Raw genomic sequence first — 7915 nt, forward strand, 5'->3', positions numbered from 1 at the left:
CTCCAACCCCGCCTCCTCAGGCGTGGCCGCGCACAGCTCGCGGTCGTCGGCGGGCGGTGGCGGCGGATCTGTCCCCTCCGCCGCACCCCCGCCGCGTTCCAGCCCGGTCAACACCCCGCACGCAAGCAACACACGCAACAGCAGCACCAATCGCTCGGGAGGTGAAGGGCGTTGACGACTCAGTCCCACGTGTCCCATCCGGTCACGCCCCGCCGTACGTATCTGATCGGCCGCGCCCGGCCGAACGCCGTGATCGGCCGGAACCGCGAGTCCGGCGAGATCGTACTGATCATCGCGGGCGCGTTCCTCGGCATGATGTGCGGGCTCCTCGTCCCCGTCCTGTCCCTGCGGATCGTCCTGCTGACCGGCTTCCCGATGCTGGCCCTGGCCGCGGTGTACGTGCCGTACAAGCGGCGGACGTTCTACAAGTGGTACGAGATCAACCGCAGCTACAAGCGCACCCTCCGGCAGGGCACCGCGTACCGTTCCGCCGCCGTCGAGGCCGGCACCGGCATCGACGGACGTGAGGTCGAGATCGGTCCGCCGCCCGGCATCGGGCGCATCACCTGGCTGGCCGCGCCGTTCGGGCCGGACGAGATCGCCGTACTGCTCCACGCGGACCGCAGGACCGTCACCGCCGCCATCGAGATCGAGGGCCCCGGCGTGGGCCTGCGCGACTCCGAGGACCAGGAGGCGCTCGTCGACCGCTTCGGCACCCTGCTGAAGCACGTGGCGAACGGCGACGGCTTCGTCACCCGCCTCCAGATGCTCGCCCGCACCCTCCCCGCCGACCCCGACGCCCACGCCAAGGACGTCGCCGCACGCGGGGACGACAAGGCCCTGCCGTGGCTCCAGCAGTCCTACGACCAGCTGCAGTCCATGGTGTCCACCAGCAGCGAGCAGCACCGGGCGTACCTCGTCGCCTGTATGCACTACACGCGCGAGCTGGCCGCCGAGGCCCACGCGATGGCCCGCGCCGCCCGTCCGCAGGGCGGCAAGAAGCTCGACAAGGACGCCGGTCTGGCCGTCGTCATGGCCCGCGAGCTCACCGACATCTGCTCGCGCCTCCAGGAAGCCGACATCCGCGTACGGCAGCCGCTCGGCCAGGGCCGCCTCGCCTCCCTCGTGCACTCCATGTACGACCCGGACCACCCCATCGACCACATCCAGGCCATGACCAAGCGCAACGCCTGGCCGGCCGAGCTGGACGCGATGGAGCCGACGTTCCTCCAGGCGAAGACGCGCGAGTCGTCCACCCGCGCCCCCTGGTGCCACGCCACGGCCTGGGTCAAGGAGTGGCCAATGACCCCCGTGGGCGTGAACTTCCTCGCGCCACTCCTGGTCCACACCCCGGACGTCATCCGAACGGTCGCCGTGACGATGGACCTCGAACCCACCGAGGTAGCCATCGAACGCATGCTGACCGAGAAGACCAACGACGAGGCGGAGGCCAGCCGCGCCGCCAAGATGAACCGGACCGTCGACCCGCGGGACGTGGCCTCCCACACCCGCCTCGACCAGCGCGGCGAGGACCTCGCGAGCGGCGCCGCCGGCGTCAACCTGGTCGGCTACATCACCGTCTCCTCCCGCTCCCCGGAGGCGCTGGCCCGCGACAAGCGCACGATAAGGGCCTCGGCCGGTAAGTCGTACCTGAAACTGGAGTGGTGCGACCGCGAGCACCACCGCGCGTTCGTCAACACCCTCCCGTTCGCCACCGGAATCCGAAGGTAGGGCTGCTGCATGCGGGATCATTCGGAGCGACAGCTGCGGGAGGACCTGGAAGTACGGCTGCACAACCACCCGGGGGCACGGCAGGAGGTACATCGCTGATGCGGGATCCGCTGTCCGCCCTCACGGACGCCTTCACGTCCTTCCTCTTCGGCAAGGTCGAGTCGACCCGGCTCCCGGTGCGCACGTCGACCGGCCAGGCCCAGGCGGTCTACCTGCCGACCGCAGCCCCCGGCCTCGGCGACTCGGGCGTGATCATCGGCCGTGAGGTGTACTCCGGAAAGGGCTACATCTACGACCCGTTCCAGCTCTACGGGCAGCAGCTCCCCGCCCCGCACTGGCTGGTCCTCGGCGAGTCCGGCAACGGCAAGTCGGCGCTGGAGAAGACGTACGTGCTCCGCCAGCTGCGCTTCCGCGACCGCCAGGTCGTCGTCCTCGACGCCCAGGGCGAGGACGGCGTCGGCGAATGGAACCTCATCGCGCAGGAGCTGGGGATAACTCCCATCCGGCTCGACCCGACGGCCGCACTCGACCACGGCATCCGGCTCAACCCCCTGGACCCGTCGATCACGACCACGGGCCAGCTCGCGCTGCTGCGCACCATCATCGAGGTCGCCATGGGCCACGGCCTGGACGAGCGGTCCGGCTTCGCCCTGAAGGTCGCCCACGCCTACGTCAACGAGACGATCGTCGACCGCCAGCCGGTCCTCACCGACATCGTCGATCAACTGCGCCACCCCGAACCGGAGTCGGCGGAGGCGATGAACGTCCCCATAGACGACGTACGCGCCTGGGGCCTGGACGTGGCGCTGGTCCTCGACCGCCTGGTCGACGGTGACCTCAGGGGCATGTTCGACGGCCCCACGACGGTCGGCATCGACCTCGACGCACCCCTCATCGTCTTCGACCTGTCCCACATCGACCGCAACTCGATCGCCATGCCCATCCTCATGGCGATCGTGGGCGTGTGGCTGGAGCACACCTGGATCCGCCCCGACCGGAAGAAGCGCATCTTCCTGGTCGAGGAGGCCTGGCACATCATCAACAGCCCGTTCGTGGCCCAGCTCTTCCAGCGCCTGCTGAAGTTCGGCCGCCGCCTCGGCCTGTCCTTCGTGGCGGTCGTGCACCACCTGAGCGACGTGGTGGACGGCGCCGCGGCGAAGGAGGCGGCCGCGATCCTGAAGATGGCGTCGACCCGGACGATCTACGCCCAGAAGGCCGACGAGGCGAGGGCGACCGGCAGGGTGCTGGGCCTGCCCCGGTGGGCCGTGGAGATCATCCCGACCCTGACACCGGGCATCGCGGTGTGGGACGTCAACGGCAACGTACAGGTGGTCAAACACCTGGTCACCGAGACCGAACGCCCGCTGGTCTTCACGGACCGCGCCATGACCGAGTCGTCGAGCGACCACACGGACGACGCCCTGCGCGCCGCGGAGCTGGAGGCAGAGGAACGGGCGGCGGCGTTCGTGGAACAGCATCTGAGCGACCTGGACGGGTCGTCCGAGTCGACGGTGGCGTGAGAACGGCGGCGTGAGAACGGTGACATGGGCGGTGTCTTGGGCGGTGTCTTGGACGGTGTCATGGACGGCGGGGTGGACGGTGGCCTGGGATGAGACCGGACGAGCGTGACCGCGGCCGCGAGGCCGGCGGCATCCCCGACGGGCTGCTGATCGGGCTCCTCGGCTTCCTCCTCGGCATGAGCCTGATGGTGTGGACGGCCACGGGACTCGCCGGCTGGTTCACCCGGGGCGGGTGGCCGGACGGCGTCACCTTCGTCCGTACCCCGCTGGCGCTGCGCCACCTCATCGGGCAACCGCACGACATCGCGGGCGCCTGGCCTGACACCCCAGCCGACCAGCTCTCCGGGTACGGGCTCTTCTGGGGCCTGTTCATCGGCCAGCTGATGGTGCTGGTGGTACTGACCGTGTTCGTACTGGGCACGGTGGCCCGTTGGCGCGCCGTACGGGCACGGCGGAAGACCGAGCAGGGATCGGGACGCACGGCGGGACGTACGGCAGGGCGTACGACGAGACGTACGAAGTCGGCGGAGCCGGGGAAGCCGGAGGAACTTCGGGAACCCGAGCACCCGGCCGAGCCACAGGGCAACGTGCCCCTGACCAAGCCCTCGTACACGGCACCGGCCCCTCGCCCCGCACACGAACCGACGCCAACCCCTGCCCCGGTCCCGGCAGCACCTCACACGGCGCAGGCGAACCCGACGGCAACGGATTCACCGACAACAGGCCTGGCGGCAACGGACTCGCCGGCAACAAGCTTGGCGGCAGCGGACTCGGCGGCAACAAGCTTGGCAGCACTGGCCGCACTGGCGGCAGAAGCGGCCGCCCTCACCCGGGCAGCCGAAACCACCGCCCTCGCCAAGACCCCCGTCACCCTGCCTGCCCCCCGGGGCCCGGTGATCCTGGGCCCGGCCGCGACCCGCCACCCCCTCGCCGCCCAGGCGGCACGCGACGCCGAGGGCCCCGCCCTGATCGTCACCTCGAACCCCGCGCTCTGGGCGGACACCAAGGACGCGCGCGCCAAGCTCGGCCCGGTCCACCTCTACGACCCCTCGCACCTCTGCGACACCCCGGCCCGCCTCCACTGGTCGCCCTCAAGGGGCTGCGAGGACAAGGCGGTCGCTGTCGCCCGGGCAGCCGCGCTCCTCGCTCCTGTCCGCCCCACGGCCAAGATCGACCAGGCGCTCGCCGACGTCGCCGAAACGCTCCTGCGCAGCTATCTCCACGCCGCAGCCGTGGACGGCCGCACCATCCGCCACATCCACCGCTGGGCGCAGGGCTCACAGGTGCAGGACGCGGTACGGGCCCTGCGGACCAACCCGAAGGCGACTTCGGGCACAGCGGGCGAACTGGAGTCCGCACTCACCTCGCACCCCGAACGCCGCGACATGGCACAGGAGCTGACGGCGCGTGCCCTGTCCGCCCTGTCCACGATCAACGTCCGGGAGTCCTGCACTCCCAACCGAACAGACTCGCTGGCCCTGGATTCCTTCGTCCACGAAGGGGGCACACTCTATGTGGTCGGTGAGCCCATCGAGGACCCCAGAGCGACCCCAGGGGCGATGCCTCTGCTCACCGCCCTCACCGCAAGCGTGGTCGAGCGCGGCCGGCGCATGGCCGAACGGTCATCCTCCGGCCGCCTCGACCCACCACTCACCCTGATCCTGGACGACGTGGCAGCGGTGGCACCCCTCCCCCAGCTCCCCGACCTCCTGACCACGGGAGCGGACCGCGGAATGCCGACACTGGCACTGATGAGGTCAAGGGAACAGGGCCGCTCACGCTGGCCCCAGTACGAACTGCCGGTGTAACAGGCCCCCGCTCACTACAGGCCCCCACACACCACAGCAGCTCACTCACCACCCGAACCCTCACACCCGACGCTCGACCACGTACTCCAGCTCCCGGCCCCCAACCCCCGCAGGCCCAGGCAGGGCCACCCCACTCACCACGAACCCGGCCTTCCGATAGAACGCCTCGGCACGGGCGTTCCGATCGTGCACGAACAGCCGCACCCGCTCCACCCCGGCCGCCCAGGCCCACTCCAGCGCCGCCTCGAACAGCGCCCCGGTCACCCCCGCCGCACCGCCCCGGTACCCGGGCCGCACGAACACCCCCACCACATGGGCCTGCTCGCGCTCGACGACACCCCCGAAGACGTCCAGCGACCCGGCCTCCTCCAGGAGCACGACCACCGTCCCGACCCACTCCCCGCCGGCCGTCTCGGCGATGAACTGCTGTCGCTCCCGCGTCCCCTCGGCCGCCCCGGCCGCCCGCCCCTCCCAGAAGGAGTCGGGCTTCACGGCAACCTCCTCGTACGTCTCCAGAAACGCCAGTTCCGCCACCGGATCCCTGAGCGCCTCCAACCGCAGCTCCCTGACCCGCTGCCACTCCTCGGCCCGGATCGCGCGTACGACGACGCCCCCTCGCAACTCCCCACGCTCCATACGGGCCACCGTAGTACCGCGGTACTACACCCCTCACCCCAATTAGCGCCGTCGTCCGACGCCCTACGCCACCGTACGCACAAGCATCGACAGCAACACCAAGTCCCGTACGAGGATGGCCTTGTGACACGTGACCAGGCCCAGCAGCTGGGCGACCGGCACCCGAACGATCCCCGGCCGCCCCAGCCACTCACCCGGCACTTCCAGCACATCACCCAGCAGGCACGCGCCCTCGACCGACACCACCCGCTGCTGTGGGACCTGCTCGTCACCGGGTTCTTCGTGACGGCCGCACTCATCGACTACACGAGCGGCGGCTGGAAGAACGTCACCGAGAACCCCACCCTGCCCGGCCGGCTGATCCTCACCCTGTCCCTGGGCCTCTCCGTCCCCCTGCTGTGGCGCCGAACCCACCCCTTCGCAGTCGTACTGACCATGGTCCCGTCCGCCTTCGTCAACGCCTGGACCGGCGCCCTGCTCCAGGCTGCCCTCATCATGCTGGTCGCCCTGTTCAACGTGGCCCTGCGCACCCACCTGCGCACCCTGCTCTGGTCGTACGCCCTGGCCGTGGCCCCGTTCGTAGTGGTCGCCTTCCGCTACCCCGCCGAACAGGGCCCCGATCAGAGCGTTGCCCCACCCGCGATGAGCCTCGCCTTCTCGGCGGTCATCGGCATCGCGGTCCGCACCCGCCAGGAGTACTTGGCCTCCCTCGTCGAACGCGCCCGCCAACTCGAAGTCGAACGCGACCAGCAACTCCAGCTCGCCGCCGCCGCCGAACGCGCCCGCATCGCACGCGAGATGCACGACATCATCGGCCACAACCTCTCGGTCATCACTGGCCTCGCCGACGGCGGCCGCTACGCGGCGACCAAGAACCCCGACCGCGCGACCCAGGCCCTGGACGCCATCGCCACCACCAGCCGCCAGGCCCTCGCAGAGCTACGCCGCCTCCTCGACGTCCTACGCGAAGAGCCCGAGCCCACGGCCGAACTCGCCCCCCAACCCTCCCTCACCGACATCGACCACCTCATCGCCGGCGTCCGTGCCGCAGGCCTCCCGGTCCACACCACAATCCTCGGCAACGGCCCTCTACCCCCCGGTCGCCAACTCACCGTCTACCGCATCATCCAGGAAGCCCTCACGAACACGCTCAAACACGGCGGCCCCGGAGCGACCGCGGAGGTCGTGATGTCGTACGAGGCCTCGGGCGCCGTCACGGTCACAGTCACCGACACCGGCCGCGGAACCCCCGCCCCTGTCAACGGCGGTCGCGGCCTACCCGGCATGCGCGAACGAACCGCCCTCTACGGCGGCACACTTGAGGCCGGTCCACTCCCTCACCCGCACCAGGGCTGGCGAGTACACCTTCACCTACCGGAGGAAATCCCGCAGTGACCACCGTCCTCATCGCCGACGACCAGCCCCTCCAGCGCTTCGGCTTCCGCATGCTCCTGGAAAGCCAGGACGACATGACGGTCCTGGGCGAGGCGCCGGGCGGCAGCGACGCGGTCCGCATGACGGCCGAACTCCACCCCGACGTGGTCCTTATGGACATCCGCATGCCGGGCCTGGACGGCATCGAGGCGACCCGCCGGATCGTGGCCCAGGGCCACCGCACCCGCGTCCTCATCCTCACCACGTTCGACCTCGACGAGTACGCCTACGCCGGCCTCCGCGCCGGTGCCTCCGGCTTCCTCGTCAAGGACGCGCTACCGGAGGAACTCCTCTCCGGCATACGCTCCGTCGCCTCCGGAGACGCCGTGGTAGCCCCCGGCCTGACGCGCCGTCTCCTCGACGCCTACGTCCAGCTCCTGCCCTCGGAGACACCGCACACGTCCCACACACCACCCGAGCCGGACCCCCGCCTGGCCACCCTCACGGACCGCGAACGGGAAATCCTGACGGTCATCGGCCAGGGCTGGACCAACGCCGAAATCTCCGCCCGCTTGCATGTCGCCGAGTCGACGGTGAAGACACACGTGACCAGAATCCTCGCGAAGACAGGTTCACGAGACCGCATTCAGGCAGTGATCCTGGCGTACGACACGAAATTGGTACGACCGGCATGAGAGTGAACCGACTCCAGAAAAGCGAAAAGGCCCACACCTTACGGTGTGGGCCTTTCCCAATATTTGTTCGGCGGTGTCCTACTCTCCCACAGGGTCCCCCCTGCAGTACCATCGGCGCTGTAAGGCTTAGCTTCCGGGTTCGGAATGTAAC

Annotated in this window: 6 protein-coding genes and 1 rRNA gene; 5 read left to right on the forward strand and 2 right to left on the reverse strand. The window is 69.9% G+C overall.

Annotated features, from left to right (window positions below):
* The first annotated feature begins 171 nt into the window (after positions 1–171).
* From FPZ41_RS42480 to FPZ41_RS42490, 3 genes are all read left to right on the forward strand, one after another.
* Positions 172–1731: an SCO6880 family protein gene (locus FPZ41_RS42480; protein WP_131572182.1), complete on the forward strand. Its 1560-nt coding sequence runs from the start codon at positions 172–174 to the stop codon at positions 1729–1731.
* A gap of 98 nt (positions 1732–1829) precedes the next feature.
* Positions 1830–3251, forward strand: a complete 1422-nt coding sequence (locus FPZ41_RS42485) for an ATP-binding protein (RefSeq protein ID WP_152869750.1) — start codon at positions 1830–1832, stop codon at positions 3249–3251.
* Positions 3252–3340: 89 nt separating this feature from the next.
* Positions 3341–5059: a type IV secretory system conjugative DNA transfer family protein gene (locus tag FPZ41_RS42490; RefSeq protein WP_152869752.1), complete on the forward strand. Its 1719-nt coding sequence runs from the start codon at positions 3341–3343 to the stop codon at positions 5057–5059.
* Between the two features lie 60 nt (positions 5060–5119).
* Here FPZ41_RS42490 and FPZ41_RS42495 read toward each other — a convergent pair whose 3' ends face one another.
* Positions 5120–5695, reverse strand: coding sequence for a GNAT family N-acetyltransferase (locus FPZ41_RS42495; RefSeq protein WP_152869754.1), 576 nt, complete (start codon positions 5693–5695; stop codon positions 5120–5122).
* A gap of 123 nt (positions 5696–5818) precedes the next feature.
* On the opposite strand from FPZ41_RS42495, the gene FPZ41_RS42500 reads away from it, so the two are divergent.
* A complete protein-coding gene (locus tag FPZ41_RS42500; protein ID WP_322621443.1) occupies positions 5819–7090 on the forward strand; it encodes a sensor histidine kinase in 1272 nt (423 codons plus the stop codon).
* On the forward strand, positions 7087–7764 hold the full coding sequence (locus tag FPZ41_RS42505) for a response regulator transcription factor (RefSeq protein WP_322621444.1): 678 nt from the start codon (positions 7087–7089) through the stop codon (positions 7762–7764). Before FPZ41_RS42500 ends, FPZ41_RS42505 begins: the two co-directional genes overlap by 4 nt.
* Positions 7765–7829: 65 nt before the next feature.
* Here FPZ41_RS42505 and rrf read toward each other — a convergent pair.
* Positions 7830–7915: ribosomal RNA gene (rrf, locus tag FPZ41_RS42510) — 5S ribosomal RNA — on the reverse strand; the annotation flags it as partial.

This window comes from Streptomyces acidicola, from assembly GCF_009377235.1.
Lineage (GTDB): Bacteria > Actinomycetota > Actinomycetes > Streptomycetales > Streptomycetaceae > Streptomyces > Streptomyces acidicola.